Consider the following 20,377-nt stretch of genomic DNA (forward strand, 5'->3'; position numbering starts at 1 on the left):
GTATAGTTTTCGCCAAAAATATAAAAATCTTAATTAAATGTTAAATAAAAATTTAATAAAAATCAATATTTTGAGAAATAAAAAAGGAAGACTTAAAAAAGTCTTCCTTGCTGTATCATTTTCTGCGTTTACTTATGCATCAATCTTCGCATACTTCGCATTTTTCTCGATAAATTCTCTTCTTGGCGGAACCTCATCACCCATCAACATTGAGAATACTGAATCAGCTTCTACAGCATTATCAATCGTTACCTGCTTCAGAATTCTGTGTTCAGGGTTTAGAGTGGTTTCCCAAAGTTGTTCAGGGTTCATTTCCCCAAGACCTTTATAACGCTGAACTTCAACGCCTTTTCCGTCCGGAGCCATTTCTAAAGTAAATTCTTCGCGCTCTTTTTCGTTGTAAGCGTAAACCTTTTTATTTCCTTTCTTAAGTAAATACAAAGGTGGCTGAGCGATATAAATGTATCCGTTTTCGATCATTTCTTTCATAAATCTGAAGAAAAACGTCAGAATCAAAGTTGAAATGTGAGAACCATCGATATCAGCATCGGTCATGATTACTACTTTGTGATACCTCAACTTAGCCATATTCAAAGCTTTGCTGTCTTCTTCAGTACCAACAGAAACACCAAGTGCAGTGTAGATATTCTTAATTTCTTCGTTATCGTAAACTTTGTGAAGCATTGATTTCTCAACATTCAAAATTTTACCTCTCAAAGGAAGAATAGCCTGGAAAAATCTGTCACGTCCCTGTTTTGCAGTTCCACCCGCAGAGTCTCCCTCGACTAAGAACAATTCAGATTCTGCCGGATTTTTTGATGAACAGTCAGACAATTTCCCCGGAAGACCAGAACCTCCCATCGGAGATTTTCTCTGAACCATTTCACGGGCTTTTTTTGCAGCCTGTCTTGCTTTTGCAGCCAAAACAACTTTCTGTACGATCAGTTTAGCCTCGTTAGGATTTTCTTCTAAGAAGTTGGTCAGCATTTCGCCTACAATCTTATCTACAGCTCCTGAAACTTCAGAGTTACCTAATTTGGTTTTGGTTTGTCCTTCAAACTGTGGCTCCATCACTTTCACAGAAACTACCGCCGTTAAACCTTCACGGAAGTCATCTCCTGTAATTTCTACTTTTTCTTTGGCAGGAATACCTAAATCATCAGCATATTTCTTCAAAGTTCTCGTCAAAGCACGTCTGAAACCTGCAAGGTGAGTTCCTCCTTCATGCGTATTGATATTGTTAACATAAGAGTGAAGATTCTCGCTGAATGACGTATTGTAACGCATCGCCACTTCAATAGGAATATTTTCTCTTTCGCCCTCCATGAAGATTACATTCTCCATGATAGACTCACGGTTTCCGTCGATGAATTCTACAAATTCTTTCAAACCGCCTTCAGAATGGAAAACTTCAAAAGCGTAAGACCCATCTTCGTTTTTTTCTCTTTCGTCAACAAGTGTGATCGTAATTCCTTTATTTAAGAAAGATAATTCTCTTAATCTTGCAGCAAGTGTATCATAGTTGTACACCAGTTCCTGGAAGATTTTCCCATCTGGCTGAAAGAAAACTTCAGTTCCTCTTTCGTCTGTAGTACCAATTTCGGCAACATCTGCCAATGCTTTTCCTTCAGAATATTTTTGCTGATATACTTTACCGTCACGGCTTACTGTCGCTACCAGCAAAGTAGAAAGTGCATTCACACAAGAAACCCCAACCCCGTGAAGACCACCAGAAACTTTGTAAGAATCTTTATCAAACTTTCCACCCGCTCCAATTTTGGTCATTACAACCTCAAGAGCTGATTTTTGTTCCTTTTCGTGAAAATCTACAGGAATTCCTCTACCGTTATCTTTTACAGAGATGCTCTCTCCTTCGTGTATTGTTACTAATATTGTGTCGCAGTGACCTGCCAAAGCCTCGTCAATAGAGTTGTCTACTACCTCATAAACCAAATGATGAAGACCTCTCACTCCTACGTCACCAATGTACATAGAGGGTCTTAATCTCACGTGTTCCATTCCTTCTAAGGCCTGGATACTTCCTGCGTTATATTGTTTTTGACTCATATAAATTGAAATAATTTGCTTATTGCAAAGACCCACAAATATCGTGATTTTTTTTGAGGTATGAAAGTATTTCCCCTCTTAAAATATCAGAATAAATCCTAAAATTCAGAAGATTTTCTAAACTAAAAAACATTAAAGTTACAAACCAGATTTGAATTGATTGCAATGTTTTAAATCATATTCAAAAGCAAAATTATAATCCCTAACTTTATCCTGAAAAATTCAAAGAATATGGACGACTTTCTCGCTGCGCGCGCTCAAATGGCGATGTCGCTTGGTTTTCATATCATCTTTTCCTGCGTTGGTATGGTCATGCCTTTTCTGATGGCATTTGCACACTGGAAATATCTTAAAACGAAAAACGAAATCTACAAAGGTCTCACAAAAGCGTGGAGCAAAGGTGTTGCGATACTTTTTGCAACCGGTGCAGTTTCCGGAACCATGCTTTCTTTCGAGCTCGGACTTCTCTGGCCGGCATTCATGAAACACGCCGGACCTATTTTCGGAATGCCTTTTTCTTTGGAAGGAACAGCATTTTTTATTGAAGCTATTGCCATTGGATTTTTTCTATACGGATGGGACAGATTCAATAAATGGTTTCACTGGTTTTGCGGATTTTTGGTTGGTTTAAGTGGTTTAGCTTCGGGAATTTTAGTTGTTGCAGCAAATGCATGGATGAATTCACCTGCCGGATTTGATTATGTTGACGGACAATATTTAAATATAGATCCAATAAAAGCCATGTTTAACGAAGCTTGGTTTCCACAGGCTTTGCACATGACCGTCGCAGCATTTTGTGCGACTGGATTTGCCGTTGCAGGAGTTCACGCTCTTTTAATTTTGAGAAAGAAAAATGTAGAATTCCACACAAAAGCGTTTAGAATTGCTGCTGGCTTTGCTTTAATTGGTGCTTTTGGAGCTCCTTTAAGTGGTGATGTTGCCGCAAAGTCTGTTGCAAAACGACAACCTATAAAATTAGCTGCAATGGAAGCTCATTTTGAAACAGAAAAAGGCGCTTCATTCGTTGTTGGTGGAATTCCTGATGAAGAAAAAGAAGAAATTCAATACGCTTTAAAAATACCCAAAGTTTTAAGTTTTCTCGTAAGCAATGATTTTAATTCTGAAGTAAAAGGTCTGAAAGACTTTCCAAAAGATGAATGGCCTCCCGTCGCCGTGGTGCACTACTCTTTTCAGATTATGATTTTCTTTGGTGTTGTCATGATTGGCATCGGAAGTTTATATCTTTTTGCTTTCTTTTTCAAAAAAGAATGGCTGAATAAAAACTGGCTTTTAAAAACATTTTTAATTGCAACACCTTTCGGATATATTGCTTTGGAAGCAGGCTGGACGGTCACCGAAGTCGGCAGACAACCCTGGATTATCTATGGAATTATGAAAACCGCTGATGCGGTCACTCCAATGCCGGGAATTCAGTATTCATTTTATTTTTTTACGGCAATTTTTGTATCGTTATCATTAATTATCATCTTTCTTTTAAAACGACAGATACAAATGGTCCCGAGATTATACGATCCTACAGATGCGGAGTTTAACCCTAAAAACAAAAAATCATGATTTACGTTGTTATCGGTTTTTTATGGCTTTCCATCTGTGCTTATGTGATTTTGGGTGGAGCAGATTTCGGTGCTGGAATTGTCGAACTTTTCACCAAAAAAAAGGCAAGAGGCAGAACCAAAGAAATTATGTATGAATCGATTGCGCCCGTTTGGGAAGCCAATCACATGTGGCTGATTATCGCAATTGTAATTCTATTTGTAGGATTTCCTGAGATTTACACCACGATGTCAGTATATCTTCACATCCCATTGGTTTTAATGTTGGTGGGAATTATCGCCAGAGGTACAGCATTCACTTTCAGACATTACGATGCTGTAAACGACGACTGGCAAAAGGTTTATACTCAAATTTTCTATTTTGCAAGCTTACTGACGCCTTTTTTCTTAGGTTTAATTGCCGCTTCTACCGTGTCACGCTCTATTAATCCGGATGCGAAAAATTTTCTGGATCTGTATATTTTCAGTTGGCTCAATTGGTTTGGCGTTGCTGTAGGATTGTTTACCGTTTCCCTTTGTGGATATTTAGCCTCAATTTTTGCTTTGAGAGAAACCACCGACCGTCTGGAATTGGGCTTAATGATCAAAAAATCGCATCAGACGATGGTTTTTGTAGTTATCAGCGGAATTTTGGTTTTTGTAACGGCATATTTCTCTGGTATTCCTTTATTGATGTGGGTTTTTTCTAAACCTTTGGGGATTATGGCAGTTTCATTTGCGACAATCGCTTTATTACTCATTTTAAGAGCGATGAATAAAAGAAAGCTACTTCCTGTAAGAGCTTTGGCAGGTTTTCAGATTATCATGATTTTGGTTGCTGCGACCTATCAACACAATCCAAATATAATTCTATTTGGAAATGGCCAACATTTATCACTTTTAGAATATTCAGCTGCAGCAAAAACAATTTCTGCTTTAGGTTGGGCCTTAATTTTAGGCTCGATATTTATTCTGCCATTTTTATTTTATCTGATGGTTTCGTTTAGTAAGCAGAGAAAATAAAATTCGCAATAAAGAATCTAACTAAATCTACTTTTAACGCAAAGATTTTCATTCAAATTGTTTGTAAGTTTCTGTTCGCAAAGGAACTGCGTTCAGCAAATGGCTGCAGAAGTCTTAGCTGAATTAAATCGAAGATTCAACGTAGTCAAAAGCCTTTGCAAACAGAAAATATCCACATAAATAAGATGGAAAAATCTTTGCGGACATTGCGTTAAAATTCCTACAACTACTTTTTAATTAAAACCAATTCCACACGTCGGTTTTTACTGCGGTCTTCTTCGGTTACTTCGGGATAGACTACCGGATTGAGATGTCCCAAACCTTCTGCTTTGATTCTGTGAGGTTCAATTCCCATTTTAATTAAAAAATTTCTGATGGCATCTGCTCTTGTGAAAGAAAGATTGAATGTTTTTAAATCTACATCTTCGCCGTCAAAATTCTCATAATCACAGCAAATGTGACCTTGAAGTTCAACTTCCAACGTCGGATTTTTCTTTAAAATTTCATAAAGAAGATATAATTTCGGAGTACCTTTTGAGAGCCATATATGACGGCCTCCAACAAAATTCACATCAGGCAGTGAAAAAATATCATCGATTTTCATGGAGGAAATTTTTGCGTCAAAAAAACTAGGATAAGTGCTTCGGGAAATCTTTTCACCAACAGCTAAAGTCCTTTCAATAAAAATATCAACCCTGCGGTTTTTAGCTTGTAAAAACTCTGTACTGTTATTATTGATTTGTTTTGAAATCCCCAATCCCAACGAACTTTCCAAATGAATATTTTCCCCGATTCTTTTTTGTAAATATCCTGTAACTGTTTTCGCCCGCTGTTCAGATAATTTTTTGTTTAAATCTTCCGTCCCCAAAGGATTGGCATTCCCGAAAATTCTGAAATTGAGATTTGATTTCAGCTTAGAAAGGCTGTCTAATTTCTTTTTTGATTCTGAATTTAATTCAAAAGAATTATTTTTAAAATAAATTGATGTAAGCATTTGTGCCTTCATTTTGAAACAAAAGAAAAGCGTAAAAAGCAGTACAAAGTATTTCATCTCAAAATGATTTCATTAAAAACGGAAAAATAGTGTTTTATTGTTTAAAAATGTAAAAATATAGCTCTTGATTAAAAGCTGAAGAACTACTATTCAAACATCGGTACTTGATTTTTCTATAATTTAATTCCTTTTTTAGAAATTATTTGATTCGTTTCCGTGGTTATTTTAATAAAATAAATTCCTTTTGGTAAACCTGATGTATTTACATTTTTCTCACTACTACTTTTCAAAAGCATTCTTCCGCTTTCATCGAAGATTTCGACAGACTTTAGTTTTTCATTTATATTTAAATTTAATTCATCTTTAAATGGATTGTTAAAATGTAGAGAAATACTGCCAGAAAAAACTTCATTTGCTGACAATGTAGATTTTACAAAAATATATCTTGTGATTTTGTTGTCATGGAAAATGTATAAATAATCATCTTTAATCAATATCTGCGAAGTATCTGTTATAAGCATTTCTTGCAGTACATGATGAACATTTCCATTAATCGTGATTTGATTACCTAAGTAATCATAACCTCTTAACGCTATTTTTGTGGGAGCAGGAATTCCATTTGTATTGTACGAATTTGAAACTAAAAAAATATAATTCTCATACAAAAGTGGTCGATTTTCTGCGCTTCCGTAATTATCTCCATTAAAAATATACGAATCTGCATAATCGATTTTTCCACCAATCCCGAAACTGTTATCAACATTACCAGCGGAATTTGTTTTTGTCAGTTGTCCTACATTCCCATCTTTATAATTATGTATAAACGACGCAGCATTTTGCGGAGAGGATGAGCTTCCCCAATGAGCCAAAGAAGAATTAAAAGTGTTTAAATATTGAGAATATCCGTTTTGACCATAAGATGCATCCAAATTTCCGGTAGTATAATTTATTTTTCTAATGTACCGTTGCCCACCCATAGAATTTACCACCTCATACAGAAAATCATTGTCGTCGTAAATGAGATCTCCAAAACTTGTATTTGTATTTTCTAATAACGGGCTTAATGTTTGAACTCCATTATTTCCGAAAGTCGAGTCTGGAAAACCTGTCGATAGATATTTGGTAAGATTCTGATGATCTCGTGACAGTATTTTTCCGTTGGGCAAAATAATTTTGTAGTGATGAAAAGACGTTGATGGGTTGGTATTGATATTTCCAAATCCAGTATCTAATTGTCCATTAGAAAAATACTTTTCACCGGATTCTAAATAAAATTTACTTAAATCTGAATAAAAACCATCCGACTCAACATTTGTTGTCATTACACTTACTTCTCCGTTATTTCCGAAAGTAGAATCTAAAGTTCCGTTTTGGTTCAGTCTGAAAAATTTTCTTCCGACAAAACTGTTCGAACCGTTGTAAATTGGTTGGTTTAAAAACAATTTGTCTCCTTGAAAAGTCGGCGTATTATAAAGCGAAATTTGCGACATAGAATGGGTAGTGGAACCAATTTCTACTACACCATTATTTCCAAAACTCAGATCTTTAGCCAACGTAATTTGCGCATAAGAATATGCCATATTGCAGGCAAGAATTGCTGTAACTATTTTTTTCATTGTACAAGTGTTTTATTATTTCCAAAAATAACATTTTTTTTCACATGAACATGAAAAGAGCAGATTAAAAAAAATCTGCTCTTAATTATTATATTTTGAATGGTTTTAAACCAACTTCATCCAAACATTTTCATCAATTTTCTCTACCTTCACCAAACCTCCTTTAGTCAATGTTTTAGAAGCTTTATCCCATTTTTTTCCTGATAACTGACTTCTTTCTTTTACTTCAGCCAAAGAAAATGCCTCTTCCTGAGAATTTAAAATTTGGAGAATTACTTTCTCATCATCTCCTAATTCGATTTGAGGAACCGTTTTTTCAGGTCTCATTTGCGGGAAAAACAACACTTCCTGAATGGATGGGTTATTCGTAAGGAACATAATCAATCTGTCCATACCGATGCCTAAACCTGACGTTGGCGGCATACCGTATTCCAAAGCTCTAAGGAAGTCTTCATCGATAAATCCTGTAGCCTCATCGTCCCCTTTTTCAGCTAATTTCAATTGCTCTTCGAAACGTTCTCTCTGATCAATCGGGTCGTTTAACTCCGAATAAGCGTTGGCGATTTCTTTTCCGCAAACCATCAGTTCAAAACGTTCCGTCAAACCTTCTTTGCTTCTGTGTTTTTTAGTTAAAGGCGACATTTCAATCGGGTAATCAGTGATGAACGTTGGCTGGATGAAGTTTCCTTCACATTTTTCGCCAAAAATCTCGTCGATTAATTTTCCTTTACCCATTGTTTCGTTCACTTCAATTCCGATAGATTTAGCAAAATCGAACAATTCCTGTTCAGATTTCCCCGTGATATCAAAACCTGTGTATTTTATAATTGCTTCCGTCATAGAAACTCTTGGATAAGGCGCTTTCCAGCTGATTGTGTGTTCTCCAAAAGTTGATTCCGAAGCTCCGTTTACAGAGGTTGCACAGAATTCCAGTAATTTTTCAGTGAAATCCATCATCCAGTTGTAGTCCTTGTAGGCTACATAGATTTCCATTGCTGTAAATTCAGGGTTGTGGGTTCTGTCCATCCCTTCATTTCTGAAGTTTTTTGAGAATTCATATACCCCGTCAAATCCACCAACGATAAGCCTTTTCAGATACAATTCATTGGCAATTCTTAAATATAATGGGATATCCAAAGCATTGTGGTGCGTCATAAAAGGTCTTGCTGCAGCTCCACCCGGAATCGACTGTAAAATTGGAGTTTCCACTTCAAAATATCCAGCATCATTGAAAAAAGTTCTCATCGCATTGAACAGTTTTGTTCTTTTCACGAAAATTTCTTTCACATGAGGATTTACCGTTAAATCTACATAACGCTGTCTGTATCTTAATTCTGCATCATTGAATGCATCGTGCACCACTCCATTTTCGTCGGTTTTCGCTTGAGGAAGCGGTCTTAAAGCTTTAGTTAAAAGCGTAAAGTTTTTTACCAAAACCGTTTTTTCGCCCACCTGAGTCGTGAATAAATCTCCTTCGATCCCGATGATATCACCGATGTCTAAAAGGTGTTTGTAAACGTCGTTGTATAAAGTTTTGTCTTCTCCTGTACAGATTTCGTCACGGTTGAAATACACCTGAATTTTCCCTGTAGAATCCTGCAATTCAGCAAAAGAAGCCTTCCCCTGAATACGGCGCGACATAAGTCTGCCCGCAATCTTCACCTGTTTACTCTCAGAAAAATTCTGTTTTATAGATTCTGTAGTATCTGTAACCGTGTATTCTTCTGCAGGGAATGCGTTGATTCCCATTTCAACAAGCTTAGTCAGCTTTTCTCTTCTAATGATTTCCTGTTCTGATAATTGCATTATAATTCAATTTTTTCGAATTGCAAAAATAAGGAATTTTAAGGTTGTATGGAAGTTAATTTTTAATGAAACCATTTAGCGTGTTTTGGATAAACTTTTATGGATTACGAAAACGCAGCCCGACTTGAGTGGAGCTCTTTTTGTGAAGAGGAACGACGAGCAAAAAAGCGGGAATCCTTCGACAAGCTCAGGATAAACTACAGGTGGAAAAGCTACCCAAATAAATTTAAAAACTATTCCTTCTGTTTTTAGGAATAAAAGTCCACGCCAAAATTCTGCTCACCTTCTGACCTTGCGACATGTCAATCGTTTTCACTTCGAGAGCATCTACTTTCTTTAAAAGTGACTTTAATTTAACTAAATTTTCCTTTTTTGAAACCAGACACGTAAACCACAGAATTTGTGAAGAAAACAAAACACTCTCCTCAATCATTTTTGAGATAAAAGCGATTTCGCCACCTTCACACCACAATTCAGCCTGCTGTCCGCCGAAATTGAGATTGGGTTTTTGAACCCTGGATTTATGAAGATTTTTTGTTTTTCTTAAATTTCCCCTGATCGCAGATTCCTTAGAATCATGGAAGGGCGGATTGCACATGGAAAACGTGAATTTATCCTGAGAATTAAGAATATTTTTAAAGATAAACTGATAATCAGGCTGTAATTTCAACTGAATGTTTTCGGAAAAATCAGGATTTTCATCCAAAATTTTTTGGGCATTGTCTAAAGATTTCTGATCGATATCTGTTCCTAACATTTCCCAACCATAGGTTTGATGGGCAATCAACGGATAAACCAGATTGGCTCCGGTTCCAATGTCGAGACCCTTGACTGACGAACGTTTCGGAATTTCTTTTGAATTTCCTGCCAGTAAATCGGCGATGTAATGAATGTAATCGGCACGTCCCGGAATGGGCGGACAAAGATTTTCGTCGGGAATATCCCAGTTTTTCACCTGATAAAAATGCTGCAGCAAAGCTTTATTGAGCAATTTTACAGCTTTGGGAATGCTGAAATTGATCGTTAAATTTCCGTACGCATTGGTAAAAACATAATGTTTCAGTTCCGGCACACAGGAAATCAGTTCGTCGAAATTGTAAGAATTTCTGTGAAGATTTCTTGTGTGCAGTCCTGATTTTTCGGTGGTCATGAATTATTTTTTCTGTTTCAGAATATATTCCACCATTTTTTTTGCATCTTCTTTCGAAAACTGCGGATGAGGCTGCATCGGAACACTTCCCCACACACCGCTTCCGCCTTCAATAATTTTTGAGGCCAGCAGTTCGATGTCTTTTTCAGAATATTTTTCGGCAATTTCTTTGTACGAAGGGCCAATCATTCTTTCGTCGATGCTGTGACAGGACAGACAGTCAGACGTTTCAATCATGGTTTGCCCCGAAGAATTGCTTACAACCGAAGTTGCTACATCTTTTGATTCTGTAGACTGCGGTTCGGAAGTCTCTTTTTTAGAACATGAAATGACAAGCAAGCCCGCCATTCCAGCCAAAAACAGTTTTTTCATTATTTGTTAGTTCCTGTAGAATCTGTAGATGGTGACGGTGCAGGAATTGCTGCGGCAGGAGCAGTTTCGGTCTTAGCTGTAGAATCAGCAGGTGCTGTTTTTACTTCAGGTTCTTCCAACATTGTGTTGCTGTCCTGTAAAGAATGGTCTGTCTTTTTTGAGCAGCTTGCCATTACTAAACCTCCGATAAATGCGATTGCCAATACTTTTTTCATATGAATATATTTAATTTTTCTATATTTAAAATGAAATCACTTGTTGAATTCATCTCTTTTAATTTTCGCTCACAAAAATATAAAAATAATAATTGAAATTCGAGATTTAAAGGTTTTTTAAGTCATATTTAAACTGATTCAAAGGAAAAATAAATTTTCATTTTTAAAATTTTTTATTTCTCATATTAAAAAAAGTTCTACATTTGTCCCATGATTAATTCAGTTAACAAAAATTGGTGGTGGCAATCAAACTCTTCGTCGGGTCTGATGCTATTGTCGTGTTGTTAATTTTTACAGCAGGAATATTATAGAAAAACATACAGAGACTTTGACGATTGCGTTGAAGTCTTTTTTTATGTCAATTATTTAAAAAAAATTAAAATGTTTACCAACAAAATCAATATAAAAACCACCTCGTCAAAATCCCTCGGAGACCTGCAGACTCCGATGAATATTTATCTTCAGATACGGGATAAATTCCGCGATACCATTCTTTTGGAAAGCTCAGATGCGAAAAATATCGACAACAATTTTTCCTTCATCGCCGTCAATGCCATTGCGGGAATTGAAATTAAGAACCTTCACGAGTTTGAAGTCAAGTTCCCCAATGAAAGTCCCGAGAAAAAGCCTCTGGAAAACATAAAAGTAACAGATTTACTCAACAGTTTTTCCAAAGCTTTCGTATGCGAAAAAACCAATAATCCGATTGAAGAAACTGCACAGAGTCTCTTTGGATACACCAGTTTTGAAGCTGTTCCGCTTTTTGAAAATATTCAGTTTAAACCTCAAAGCGAAGAAGTTGAAATTCCGGTTTTGCGTTACAGGCTTTATCAGTACGTAATTGCCATCAATCATTTTAATGATGAAATGCACTTTATTGAAAACCAAATTGACGGTCTAAAATCTGAAATGAGATTGCTGAAGGATTTAATTAAAAATAAAAATGCACTCGTTTATCCTTTTGAAAAAGATGGTTTTGAGACCTCAAATCTTACCGATGAAGAATATCTGGAATTGGTGGAAAAAGCGCAGAAACACTGCAAAAGAGGCGACGTGTTTCAGCTGGTTTTGAGCCGACGGTTTGAACAGAAGTTTGAAGGTGATGAATTTAATGTTTATCGTGCTTTGAGAAATATCAATCCTTCTCCCTACCTATTTTTCTTTGATTATGGAAATTATAAATTATTCGGCTCAAGCCCTGAAAGTCAATTGATTATTAAAAACAACAAGGCTATCATTCATCCAATTGCCGGAACTTTCAAAAGAAGTGGAGATTTTGAAACTGATTTGCAGTCTGCGGAAGCCTTAAAAAAAGATCCGAAAGAAAACGCCGAACACACGATGTTGGTTGATTTGGCAAGAAATGATTTAGGCAAAATGGGCAAAAACGTAACGGTTACCAAACTGAAGGAAATTCAGCTTTTCTCACACGTGATTCATATGGTCAGCGAAGTGACGGCACAACTGGAAGAAAACACCAATCCATTCGACATCGTTTCTGCCACATTTCCGCAGGGAACTTTGAGCGGAGCACCGAAATATAAAGCCCTTCAACTGATCAACGAATACGAAAAAGATTCCCGTGGATATTACGGCGGCTGCATCGGGATGGTCGGCTTAAACGGCGATTGCAATCAGGCGATTATAATCAGAACTTTTTTAAGTAAAAACAATACACTTTTTTATCAGGCAGGAGCAGGTTTGGTGGCGAAATCAGTTCCTCAAAATGAATTGGAAGAAGTCAATAATAAACTGAATGCTTTGAAAAGAGCGGTGGAAAAAGCAGAAAAGTTAGTTTAATATTTTTAGGGCGACAATTTCCGCCTTCCGCTCCCAATCTTTTTTGCCGAGCTTTTGCCAACGCAAAAAAAAGGATTTCCGCTCAAACCCAACGAAGTGGTTCGATGATTCAATTAAAGAATAAAAAATGATCATCAAGTCGGGTCGCAAAGTTCTTATAATTTCAATATTTTATTAAAAACAAAACATCAGATAAATGGAAACTGAAATAAATAAATCATCAACCAAAATCCTCGTTTTCGATAACTACGACAGCTTTACCTACAACCTTGTTCAAATGATTGAAAGAATTTCAAATCAAAAAGTAGACGTTTACCGAAACGATGAAATTTCATTGGAAGAAATCGAAAAATACGATAAGATCATCCTTTCTCCAGGTCCCGGAATTCCCGAAGAAGCAGGAATTTTATTAGATCTGATTAAAATATATGCGCCAACAAAAAGTATTCTCGGGGTTTGCCTTGGTCAGCAGGCAATTGCCGAAGCATTTGGCGGAAATCTGATTAACCTCACCGAAATTTTTCACGGTGTGGCGACGTCTTCAAAAACCATCAGGGAAAATGTAAAACTATTCAAAGATTTACCCACGGAAATTGAGGTTGGAAGATACCACAGCTGGGCAGTCAATCCTGAAAATTTTCCTGCCGAACTGGAAATCACCGCAACAGACAACGACGGAATGATCATGGCTTTGCAACACAGAAATTATGATGTTCACGGCGTACAGTTTCACCCTGAAAGTATTCTGACGCCTGATGGAGAGCAGATTATCAGCAATTTTCTTAAAAATTAATTATATGACATCAGAAGAATTTAATAAATTTCTTTTAATGAAAGATATTTATCTCAAAAATTCCTCAACGAAAAGTAATGATGAAGGAGTATTGGATATCTATTCTTATATATTAAAATATGAAAATACAGATAGCGATTGGTGGAATGAAGGACATGGTTCTTCAGATATAATTTCTATAATAAAATTCTATGGAAATGGTATTTGGGACAAATTAAAAAAAGACATATTAAACTGGAGTGGATTTCAAATCGAATTATTTGCTCAAAGTTTACTTATATCTTATCCTCAATATCCAGAAAAAGTACTAGTACAAAAACGAATCGATTTTTATAATTATTTATTAATTAATAGACCTATCCAAAACTGCGATTTAATTGAAATTTTTGATGCTTGGTTGGAATTGGATTTAAGTTTGGTAAATTTAGAAACATTGCAAAAGTTAGCTTTATTAGTAGAACTTGAGGCATATACAAATAATATTGAAGATTATGAAAAGTACGAAGATTTCAACCCGTTTAAAAGATTGTATTTAGCTATAGAATCAAAAAAATAATTGTTATCAAAAATGAAAGAAATATTAGAATACCTTTTCAATCATCACACCTTATCAAAATCGGAAGCAAAAGCGATTATGATTGAAATTGCTCAAAATAAATTCAACGCAACCGAAGTCACCGCCTTCATCAGTATTTTTCTGATGCGAAATATCACTTTGGAAGAACTCGAAGGCTTCAGACAGGCCTTGCTCGGCATGGCTGTTGAAGTGAACATCGAAGCAGAAAACACAGTCGACATCGTGGGAACCGGTGGCGACGGAAAAAATACCATCAACATTTCTACTTTGGCAAGTTTCGTCGTTGCCGGAGCCGGACAAAAAGTGACCAAGCACGGCAATTACGGCGCTTCAGCCATCACCGGTTCATCGAATGTTTTGGAGGCGTTGGGTTATCAGTTCAAAAAAACTTCTGAAGAACTCAACCAAGATCTGGAAAAAGCAAACATCTGCTTTCTCCACGCTCCCTATTTTCATCCGGCACTGCAGTCGGTGGGTGCTCTGAGAAAATCTCTGGGTCTGCGCACGTTTTTCAACCTGCTCGGTCCGTTGGTTAATCCCGCAAAACCACAGTTTTCAGTGATCGGCGTTTACAATCTTGAGATTGCCAGAATTTATCAGTATCTGCTCCAAAAAGACAGCCGCGACTTTATTTTGGTGCATGGACTGGACGGTTACGACGAAATCAGTCTTACTGGCGACAGCAAAATCATCACGAAAGATGGTGAAGAGATTTATTCGGCAGCAGATTTAGGTTTTGAAACCATTAATCCTGAAAATATTCAAGCAGGGAAAAATCCTGAAGAGACATCAGAAATTTTCAGAAATATTTTAGACGGAAAAGGCACAGAATCTCAAAATGCAGTGGTTTTGGCAAATGCTGCTGTTGCTTTATATCACACTAATAAATTTGGTAATTATGAGGATTGCCAGAATTTGGCGAAAGAAAGTTTGCTTGGCGGTAAAGCCTTGAATAGTTTAAATCAATTAATTGTACGCTAAAATGAAAACGCTTTATCAATCAAAGAACGGCAAGATAGAATTAAAAATTGTTGGTTACGATGAGCCCAACAATGGACGTTCATTACATATTGCAGAATTATATATTGATAGTAAAGATTATTCAAGTAAATATTTTGAAAATGGTTGGAATAGATTAAACTTTAATTTGGGTGATTTCCAATTTGAATCAGCAGATTCAAAATTCATTTTTATTCCTGCGGAAGGAAATAGTTTTTTAATCAATACTAGCACTTTTGCAATTAAAAAACTTCCGTACAAAGCATTTTCAACGGTTCATTTTAAAAAGAATGAATTTCTCGAAAACAAAATAAAGATTTATTACAGTGACGAAACTGTTGAACTAAACTTACCAATAAACGATTAAAATCCGAATATGAACATTTTAGATAAAATCATAGCAAGAAAAAAACAAGAGATATCGGAGTCGAAATCTGAGGTTTCACTTCAGCAATTGAAAGATTCAGAATTTTTCAACAGAAAACTTTTATCGTTAAAAGAAACGTTACAGTCAAAATCCGGAATTATCGCTGAATTTAAAAGACAGTCTCCCTCAAAAGGAATCATCAATGACAAAGTTTCTCCGCTGCAGGTAGTTTCAGCGTACGAAAAATTCGGAGCGAGTGCTGTTTCAGTTTTAACGGATAAAGACTTTTTTGGAGGAAGCTTTAACGATATTTTAGATGTCAGAAATCACATTAACATTCCGATTCTGCGAAAAGATTTTATGATTGATGAATATCAGTTTTATGAAGCGAAATCAATCGGTGCTGATGTTATTTTGCTCATTGCGGCATGTCTTTCGCCCTATCAGGTTTCAGAATTTACTGAATTGGCGCACAATGTAGATTTAGAAGTTTTATTGGAAATTCACACTGAAGACGAACTTCAGCATATTAATAAAAATGTGGATTTTGTGGGCATCAACAACAGAAATTTAAAAGATTTTAAGGTCGATCTACAGCATTCCGTTCATCTGAAAAATATGCTTCCTGAAAACACTTTATCCATCGCCGAAAGTGGAATTTACAGTGAAGAAGACTTTAAATTCCTCAGAGAGAAAGGCTTTGACGGATTTCTAATGGGCGAATACTTTATGAAAAATGAAAATCCGGAAAATAAATTCGGAGAATTTATTTCTAATGTAAAAATCTAACAATTTACCAGTAATGGAAAGCCAAAAGCAAGAAGCCAATCGCCAACCGCAAGTTAAAGTCTGCGGATTGACTCAACTCAACCAAATTCGTGAATTGTTGGGATTAAAAATTGATTTTCTTGGCTTTATTTTCTACGAAAAATCACCAAGATTTGTATTAAACCATTTGATTTTAGATGAAATTTCAACAATAGAACATCAGGGAAAAGTCGGTGTTTTTGTAAATGAAAAAATTGAAAAAATTGTTCAAATCTCGGACGAAGCAAATTTAAATTTCATCCAGCTCCACGGCGATGAAAATGAAGAATATATTATTAAGTTGAGGCAGAGTTTAAATGAAAATGTAAAAATTATAAAAGTAATCCGGGTTGGTAGTTTTAAATCGGAAGTAGAAAACGAGCTAAAAAAAATCTCAAACCTCACACGAGGCAAAGCCGAACTGAGCGAAGCTAAACCTCAAATTTCAAATCTCTTATTCGACACCGATTCAAAAGCCTTCGGAGGAACGGGAAAAACCTTCGACTGGAATATTTTAAACGAAATCAAAATTCCACTTCCCTATTTCGTGAGCGGCGGAATTTCTTTGGAAAATGTTGATCAGACTAAAAATTTAAGTCAACAACCATTTGCTCTCGACATCAATTCAAAATTTGAAACCGAACCAGGAATTAAAGATTTAGAAAAAATTAAAGAATTTATGAGCCTTATCACAAAAATCAATCAATGAAAAATCACAATTACAAATCAAAAATAGAATGGACGGGAAATACCGGCGAATCAACAAAAAACTATCGTTTTTATGAAAGAAGTTATACCATATCGGTTGATGGAAAAGCCGAAATCAACGGTTCTTCAGATCCTGCATTTTTAGGAAATCCTGAACTTCACAATCCTGAAGATTTATTATTGGCTTCTGTTTCATCCTATCATTTGTTATGGTATCTGCATTTTTGTTCGGTCGACAAAATTTTGGTCTTAAAATATACAGATTTCGCAGAAGGAACGATGATAGAAAGTGAAAATGGAAGCGGGAAATTTATTGAAATAATCCTTAAACCTAAAATCTTAGTTGCAGAAGAAAGCATGATTGAAAAAGCAATCGAACTTCATCAAAAAGCCAACGAATATTGTTTTATTGCCAATTCATTAAACTTTGAAGTAAAACATCAACCCAAAATCACCTTTAAAAATGATTAAACTAAATTATAAAAACCCAGACGAAAACGGTTATTACGGAGAATTCGGGGGAGCTTTCATTCCCGAAATGCTGTATCCGAATGTAGAAGAACTTCAGAAAAACTATCTTGAAATTATAGAATCTGAAGAATTTCAAACTGAATATCAGGATTTACTGAAAAATTATGTCGGACGGGCTACTCCACTCTATTTTGCGAAAAATTTAAGTGAAAAATACAACACCAAAGTTTATTTAAAGAGAGAAGACCTCAATCACACCGGAGCGCATAAAATCAACAATGCCTTGGGACAGGTTTTACTGGCAAAACGTTTAGGCAAAAAAAGAATCATCGCAGAAACAGGAGCCGGACAACACGGTGTTGCCACGGCCACCGCCTGCGCTTTGCTAAATCTGGAATGCATCGTTTACATGGGCGAAATCGACATCGCGAGACAGGCTCCGAATGTTGGAAGAATGAAAATGTCGGGAGCCACCGTAATTCCCGCAACGTCAGGTTCAAAAACTTTGAAAGACGCTGTGAATGAAGCTTTAAGAGATTGGATTAATAACGCAACGACAACCCATTACGTGATTGGAAGTGTGGTTGGCCCACATCCGTTTCCTGATTTGGTCGCGCGATTTCAGTCAGTAATTTCTAAAGAAATTAAAGAACAACTTCACGAACAAATCGGGCAGGAAAATCCGGATTACGTAATTGCGTGTGTTGGTGGCGGAAGCAATGCTGCCGGGACTTTCTATCATTTTGTAGATGAAGAAAATGTAAAAATCATTGCCGCAGAAGCTGGTGGTTTTGGAGTTGAATCAGGAAAATCTGCTGCGACTACTTTTCTGGGAACATTAGGCGTTTTGCATGGAAGTAAAAGTCTGGTCATGCAAACCAACGACGGTCAGGTCATCGAGCCCCACTCTATTTCCGCAGGTTTGGATTATCCTGGAATCGGGCCGTTTCACGCAAACTTGTTTCAAGAAAAACGTGCAGAATTTTTCAGCATTAATGATGATGAAGCTTCGCAATCTGCATTCGAACTGACTAAACTGGAGGGAATTATTCCAGCTTTGGAAAGTGCACATGCTTTGGCAGTTTTAAATAAAAAGAAATTTAATGAAGACGACATTGTTGTGATTTGCTTGAGCGGGCGTGGCGACAAGGATATGGAAACGTATCTGAGGGTGCTGGAAGATGGAAGTAGGAAGATGGATGTTTGATTTCTCTGTAAAACAAATTTCCATCAAAAGTCCCAAAGGGACGTTTTAATAAAGGATAGGCTAAAATCCTATCTAAATGGTTGTTTTAAATCAAATTATTTTTCGTCATGCAAGTCCCAAAGGGACGATTTAACAAAAGATAGGATAAAATCCTATCCAACACGTAAGAATAAAATATTCTCAAAAAACAAAAAAGTCAAAAATGAACCAACATATCACCCAACACCCATCATCCAACACCCAACCCAAACTAAACATTTACTTCACAGCCGGAATTCCCAAGCTCGAAGACACCACAGAAATCATCAGACTTATCCAGGATTCCGGAGCAGATATGATGGAAATCGGGATGCCATATTCTGATCCCGTTGCAGATGGACCGGTTATTTCTCAGGCTCACGAACTGGCTTTGAAAAACGGAATGACCATCGAAAAACTTTTCTCTCAATTAAAATCTATTAAAGAAGAAATCAGAATTCCAATTATTTTAATGGGTTACATCAATCCAGTCTTAAGTTTTGGATTTGAAAACTTTTGCAGAGAATGTGCTGAAAGCGGAGTTTCAGGATTGATTATTCCGGATTTGCCACCGATAGAATTTGAAAGAAATTATCAGAAGATTTTAGAAAAATATAATTTGAATTTTACATTTCTAATTACGCCCGAAACTTCAGAAGAAAGAATTTTGTATCTGGATTCCTTAAGTTCAGGATTTTTGTACGCTGTAAGTTCGTCCTCCACAACGGGCAATGAAAATACTGTTCTTAAAAATGAAGATTATCTTTCTCGGATTGAATCACTCCCGTTAAAAAATCCGGTGATGATCGGTTTTGGAATTAAATCCAAAAAAGATTTTGAAAATGTCACCGAAAAAGCAGATGGTGGAATCATCGGGACAGCCTTCGTCAACATCCTTTTACAAAATAGAGATTGGAAGACAAAAGCCATAGATTTCATCCATTCTATTAAAGCTTAAAAATTAGTAAATTTGTATCATCAAAGTAAAGCATGAATACACATCAAAATAAAGTCGTAGAATTTGAAGATTTAGGCATCAGAGAATATCAGCCCGCATGGGATTATCAGGAAAAGCTGATGAAAGATATTATTGACATCAAAATAAAAAACCGCGATTTAGCTCCTGAAGATCATATCACAACGCCCAATCATTTTCTTTTGGTGGAACATCCTCACGTTTACACACTCGGAAAAAGCGGACATGAAGACAATATGCTCGCCGGAATTGATAAACTAAAAGAAATCGACGCCACTTTTGTAAAAGTAAACCGCGGCGGAGACATTACCTATCACGGGTACGGACAAATAGTGGGTTATCCCGTTTTGGATCTTGAAAATTTCTTCACAGACATCCACAAATACATGAGAAATCTGGAAGAAGTAATTATCCGAACCATTGCCGATTACGGATTAAAAGGCGAAAGATCTCCCGGCGAAACCGGAGTCTGGCTGGATGTAGGAAAACCTTACGCCAGAAAAATCTGTGCGATGGGCGTCAAAGCCTCACGGTGGGTTACCCTACACGGTTTTGCCCTCAACATCAATACTGATATGCGTTATTTTGAATACATCATCCCTTGCGGTATCAAAGACAAACAGGTAACTTCCCTGAAAAGAGAGCTTGAAAGAGACCTGACTCCCGAAGAGATGGAAGACATCAAAGCCAAGATCAGAAAGCATTTTGAGGATGTTTTTGAAGCGGAATTGATGGTGAAAGCTTATTAAATTAATAATGATATGAAATCTGTTTCTTTTGGAGCAGATTTTTTTTAAATTTAAATATTACATTAGATCTGAAACAAACCAGTTTAACAGTTTTAAAATTCTCTATATT

At 36.3% G+C, this 20,377-nt stretch carries 20 protein-coding genes; 13 read left to right on the plus strand and 7 right to left on the minus strand.

What is annotated here, in order from left to right:
• Positions 1–132 precede the first annotated feature (132 nt).
• Complete coding sequence (gene gyrB, locus AC2A1G_RS13405; RefSeq protein ID WP_484047418.1) at positions 133–2,067, minus strand: DNA topoisomerase (ATP-hydrolyzing) subunit B; 1,935 nt, start codon at positions 2,065–2,067, stop codon at positions 133–135.
• 231 nt (positions 2,068–2,298) lie between these two features.
• Between gyrB and AC2A1G_RS13410 the strand changes: the two genes are divergently transcribed.
• On the plus strand, positions 2,299–3,642 hold the full coding sequence (locus tag AC2A1G_RS13410) for a cytochrome ubiquinol oxidase subunit I (RefSeq protein ID WP_484047419.1): 1,344 nt from the start codon (positions 2,299–2,301) through the stop codon (positions 3,640–3,642).
• Positions 3,639–4,643, plus strand: a complete 1,005-nt coding sequence (locus AC2A1G_RS13415; protein WP_484047420.1) for a cytochrome d ubiquinol oxidase subunit II — start codon at positions 3,639–3,641, stop codon at positions 4,641–4,643. Before AC2A1G_RS13410 ends, AC2A1G_RS13415 begins: the two co-directional genes overlap by 4 nt.
• Before the next feature lie 226 nt (positions 4,644–4,869).
• Here AC2A1G_RS13415 and AC2A1G_RS13420 read toward each other — a convergent pair whose 3' ends face one another.
• The 6 genes from AC2A1G_RS13420 to AC2A1G_RS13445 all read right to left on the minus strand — a co-directional run bounded on the left by AC2A1G_RS13420 (position 4,870) and on the right by AC2A1G_RS13445 (position 10,796).
• Positions 4,870–5,637, minus strand: a complete 768-nt coding sequence (locus tag AC2A1G_RS13420; protein ID WP_484047421.1) for an OmpA family protein — start codon at positions 5,635–5,637, stop codon at positions 4,870–4,872.
• 173 nt (positions 5,638–5,810) lie between these two features.
• A complete protein-coding gene (locus AC2A1G_RS13425) occupies positions 5,811–7,253 on the minus strand; it encodes a T9SS type A sorting domain-containing protein (RefSeq protein ID WP_484047422.1) in 1,443 nt (480 codons plus the stop codon).
• 105 nt (positions 7,254–7,358) lie between these two features.
• Entirely contained in the window at positions 7,359–9,059 is a 1,701-nt protein-coding gene (gene lysS, locus AC2A1G_RS13430) for a lysine--tRNA ligase (RefSeq protein ID WP_484047423.1), read from the minus strand.
• Positions 9,060–9,285: 226 nt separating this feature from the next.
• Positions 9,286–10,209: a 23S rRNA (adenine(1618)-N(6))-methyltransferase RlmF gene (gene rlmF, locus AC2A1G_RS13435; protein ID WP_484047424.1), complete on the minus strand. Its 924-nt coding sequence runs from the start codon at positions 10,207–10,209 to the stop codon at positions 9,286–9,288.
• Positions 10,210–10,212: 3 nt separating this feature from the next.
• On the minus strand, positions 10,213–10,581 hold the full coding sequence (locus AC2A1G_RS13440; protein WP_484047425.1) for a c-type cytochrome: 369 nt from the start codon (positions 10,579–10,581) through the stop codon (positions 10,213–10,215).
• Entirely contained in the window at positions 10,581–10,796 is a 216-nt protein-coding gene (locus AC2A1G_RS13445) for a hypothetical protein (protein WP_056078861.1), read from the minus strand. Before AC2A1G_RS13445 ends, AC2A1G_RS13440 begins: the two co-directional genes overlap by 1 nt.
• 381 nt (positions 10,797–11,177) lie before the next feature.
• Between AC2A1G_RS13445 and AC2A1G_RS13450 the strand changes: the two genes are divergently transcribed.
• From AC2A1G_RS13450 to lipB, 11 genes are all read left to right on the plus strand, one after another.
• Positions 11,178–12,596 carry an anthranilate synthase component I family protein gene (locus AC2A1G_RS13450; RefSeq protein WP_484047426.1) on the plus strand — a complete coding sequence of 473 codons (1,419 nt, stop codon included), beginning with the start codon at positions 11,178–11,180 and terminating at the stop codon, positions 12,594–12,596.
• A gap of 196 nt (positions 12,597–12,792) precedes the next feature.
• Positions 12,793–13,389 (plus strand): anthranilate synthase component II, encoded by a 597-nt coding sequence (locus AC2A1G_RS13455; protein ID WP_484047427.1) that lies wholly within the window; start codon positions 12,793–12,795, stop codon positions 13,387–13,389.
• A 4-nt stretch (positions 13,390–13,393) separates the two neighbouring features.
• Complete coding sequence (locus AC2A1G_RS13460; RefSeq protein ID WP_484047428.1) at positions 13,394–13,945, plus strand: hypothetical protein; 552 nt, start codon at positions 13,394–13,396, stop codon at positions 13,943–13,945.
• A gap of 12 nt (positions 13,946–13,957) precedes the next feature.
• Positions 13,958–14,947 (plus strand): anthranilate phosphoribosyltransferase, encoded by a 990-nt coding sequence (gene trpD, locus AC2A1G_RS13465; protein WP_484047429.1) that lies wholly within the window; start codon positions 13,958–13,960, stop codon positions 14,945–14,947.
• A 1-nt stretch (position 14,948) separates the two neighbouring features.
• Positions 14,949–15,332 (plus strand): hypothetical protein, encoded by a 384-nt coding sequence (locus AC2A1G_RS13470; RefSeq protein ID WP_484047430.1) that lies wholly within the window; start codon positions 14,949–14,951, stop codon positions 15,330–15,332.
• A gap of 9 nt (positions 15,333–15,341) precedes the next feature.
• On the plus strand, positions 15,342–16,121 hold the full coding sequence (trpC, locus tag AC2A1G_RS13475; protein WP_484047431.1) for an indole-3-glycerol phosphate synthase TrpC: 780 nt from the start codon (positions 15,342–15,344) through the stop codon (positions 16,119–16,121).
• Between the two features lie 13 nt (positions 16,122–16,134).
• Positions 16,135–16,848: a phosphoribosylanthranilate isomerase gene (locus AC2A1G_RS13480; protein ID WP_484047432.1), complete on the plus strand. Its 714-nt coding sequence runs from the start codon at positions 16,135–16,137 to the stop codon at positions 16,846–16,848.
• Complete coding sequence (locus AC2A1G_RS13485) at positions 16,845–17,318, plus strand: OsmC family protein (RefSeq protein ID WP_484047433.1); 474 nt, start codon at positions 16,845–16,847, stop codon at positions 17,316–17,318. The genes AC2A1G_RS13480 and AC2A1G_RS13485 overlap by 4 nt, the downstream gene beginning before the upstream one ends.
• Positions 17,311–18,525: a tryptophan synthase subunit beta gene (gene trpB, locus AC2A1G_RS13490; protein WP_484047434.1), complete on the plus strand. Its 1,215-nt coding sequence runs from the start codon at positions 17,311–17,313 to the stop codon at positions 18,523–18,525. The genes AC2A1G_RS13485 and trpB overlap by 8 nt, the downstream gene beginning before the upstream one ends.
• A gap of 202 nt (positions 18,526–18,727) precedes the next feature.
• Entirely contained in the window at positions 18,728–19,501 is a 774-nt protein-coding gene (gene trpA / locus AC2A1G_RS13495; protein WP_484047435.1) for a tryptophan synthase subunit alpha, read from the plus strand.
• Positions 19,502–19,533: 32 nt separating this feature from the next.
• The gene (gene lipB, locus AC2A1G_RS13500) at positions 19,534–20,268 is read left to right on the plus strand and encodes a lipoyl(octanoyl) transferase LipB (RefSeq protein WP_484047436.1); all 735 of its coding nucleotides are present in this window, start codon (positions 19,534–19,536) and stop codon (positions 20,266–20,268) included.
• Positions 20,269–20,377: the final 109 nt, after the last annotated feature.

The sequence above is a fragment of the Chryseobacterium sp. HNCC26DJ240 genome (genome assembly GCF_057180485.1).

What these genes read in the sequence shown, in the direction of transcription:
- gyrB (WP_484047418.1), bottom strand. Translation starts at nt 2,067, where the DNA reads ATGAGTCAAAAACAATATAACGCAGGAAGTATCCAGGCCTTAGAAGGA.
- AC2A1G_RS13410 (WP_484047419.1), top strand. Translation starts at nt 2,299, where the DNA reads ATGGACGACTTTCTCGCTGCGCGCGCTCAAATGGCGATGTCGCTTGGT.
- AC2A1G_RS13415 (WP_484047420.1), top strand. Translation starts at nt 3,639, where the DNA reads ATGATTTACGTTGTTATCGGTTTTTTATGGCTTTCCATCTGTGCTTAT.
- AC2A1G_RS13420 (WP_484047421.1), bottom strand. Translation starts at nt 5,637, where the DNA reads ATGCTTACATCAATTTATTTTAAAAATAATTCTTTTGAATTAAATTCA.
- AC2A1G_RS13425 (WP_484047422.1), bottom strand. Translation starts at nt 7,253, where the DNA reads ATGAAAAAAATAGTTACAGCAATTCTTGCCTGCAATATGGCATATTCT.
- lysS (WP_484047423.1), bottom strand. Translation starts at nt 9,059, where the DNA reads ATGCAATTATCAGAACAGGAAATCATTAGAAGAGAAAAGCTGACTAAG.
- rlmF (WP_484047424.1), bottom strand. Translation starts at nt 10,209, where the DNA reads ATGACCACCGAAAAATCAGGACTGCACACAAGAAATCTTCACAGAAAT.
- AC2A1G_RS13440 (WP_484047425.1), bottom strand. Translation starts at nt 10,581, where the DNA reads ATGAAAAAACTGTTTTTGGCTGGAATGGCGGGCTTGCTTGTCATTTCA.
- AC2A1G_RS13445 (WP_056078861.1), bottom strand. Translation starts at nt 10,796, where the DNA reads ATGAAAAAAGTATTGGCAATCGCATTTATCGGAGGTTTAGTAATGGCA.
- AC2A1G_RS13450 (WP_484047426.1), top strand. Translation starts at nt 11,178, where the DNA reads ATGTTTACCAACAAAATCAATATAAAAACCACCTCGTCAAAATCCCTC.
- AC2A1G_RS13455 (WP_484047427.1), top strand. Translation starts at nt 12,793, where the DNA reads ATGGAAACTGAAATAAATAAATCATCAACCAAAATCCTCGTTTTCGAT.
- AC2A1G_RS13460 (WP_484047428.1), top strand. Translation starts at nt 13,394, where the DNA reads ATGACATCAGAAGAATTTAATAAATTTCTTTTAATGAAAGATATTTAT.
- trpD (WP_484047429.1), top strand. Translation starts at nt 13,958, where the DNA reads ATGAAAGAAATATTAGAATACCTTTTCAATCATCACACCTTATCAAAA.
- AC2A1G_RS13470 (WP_484047430.1), top strand. Translation starts at nt 14,949, where the DNA reads ATGAAAACGCTTTATCAATCAAAGAACGGCAAGATAGAATTAAAAATT.
- trpC (WP_484047431.1), top strand. Translation starts at nt 15,342, where the DNA reads ATGAACATTTTAGATAAAATCATAGCAAGAAAAAAACAAGAGATATCG.
- AC2A1G_RS13480 (WP_484047432.1), top strand. Translation starts at nt 16,135, where the DNA reads ATGGAAAGCCAAAAGCAAGAAGCCAATCGCCAACCGCAAGTTAAAGTC.
- AC2A1G_RS13485 (WP_484047433.1), top strand. Translation starts at nt 16,845, where the DNA reads ATGAAAAATCACAATTACAAATCAAAAATAGAATGGACGGGAAATACC.
- trpB (WP_484047434.1), top strand. Translation starts at nt 17,311, where the DNA reads ATGATTAAACTAAATTATAAAAACCCAGACGAAAACGGTTATTACGGA.
- trpA (WP_484047435.1), top strand. Translation starts at nt 18,728, where the DNA reads ATGAACCAACATATCACCCAACACCCATCATCCAACACCCAACCCAAA.
- lipB (WP_484047436.1), top strand. Translation starts at nt 19,534, where the DNA reads ATGAATACACATCAAAATAAAGTCGTAGAATTTGAAGATTTAGGCATC.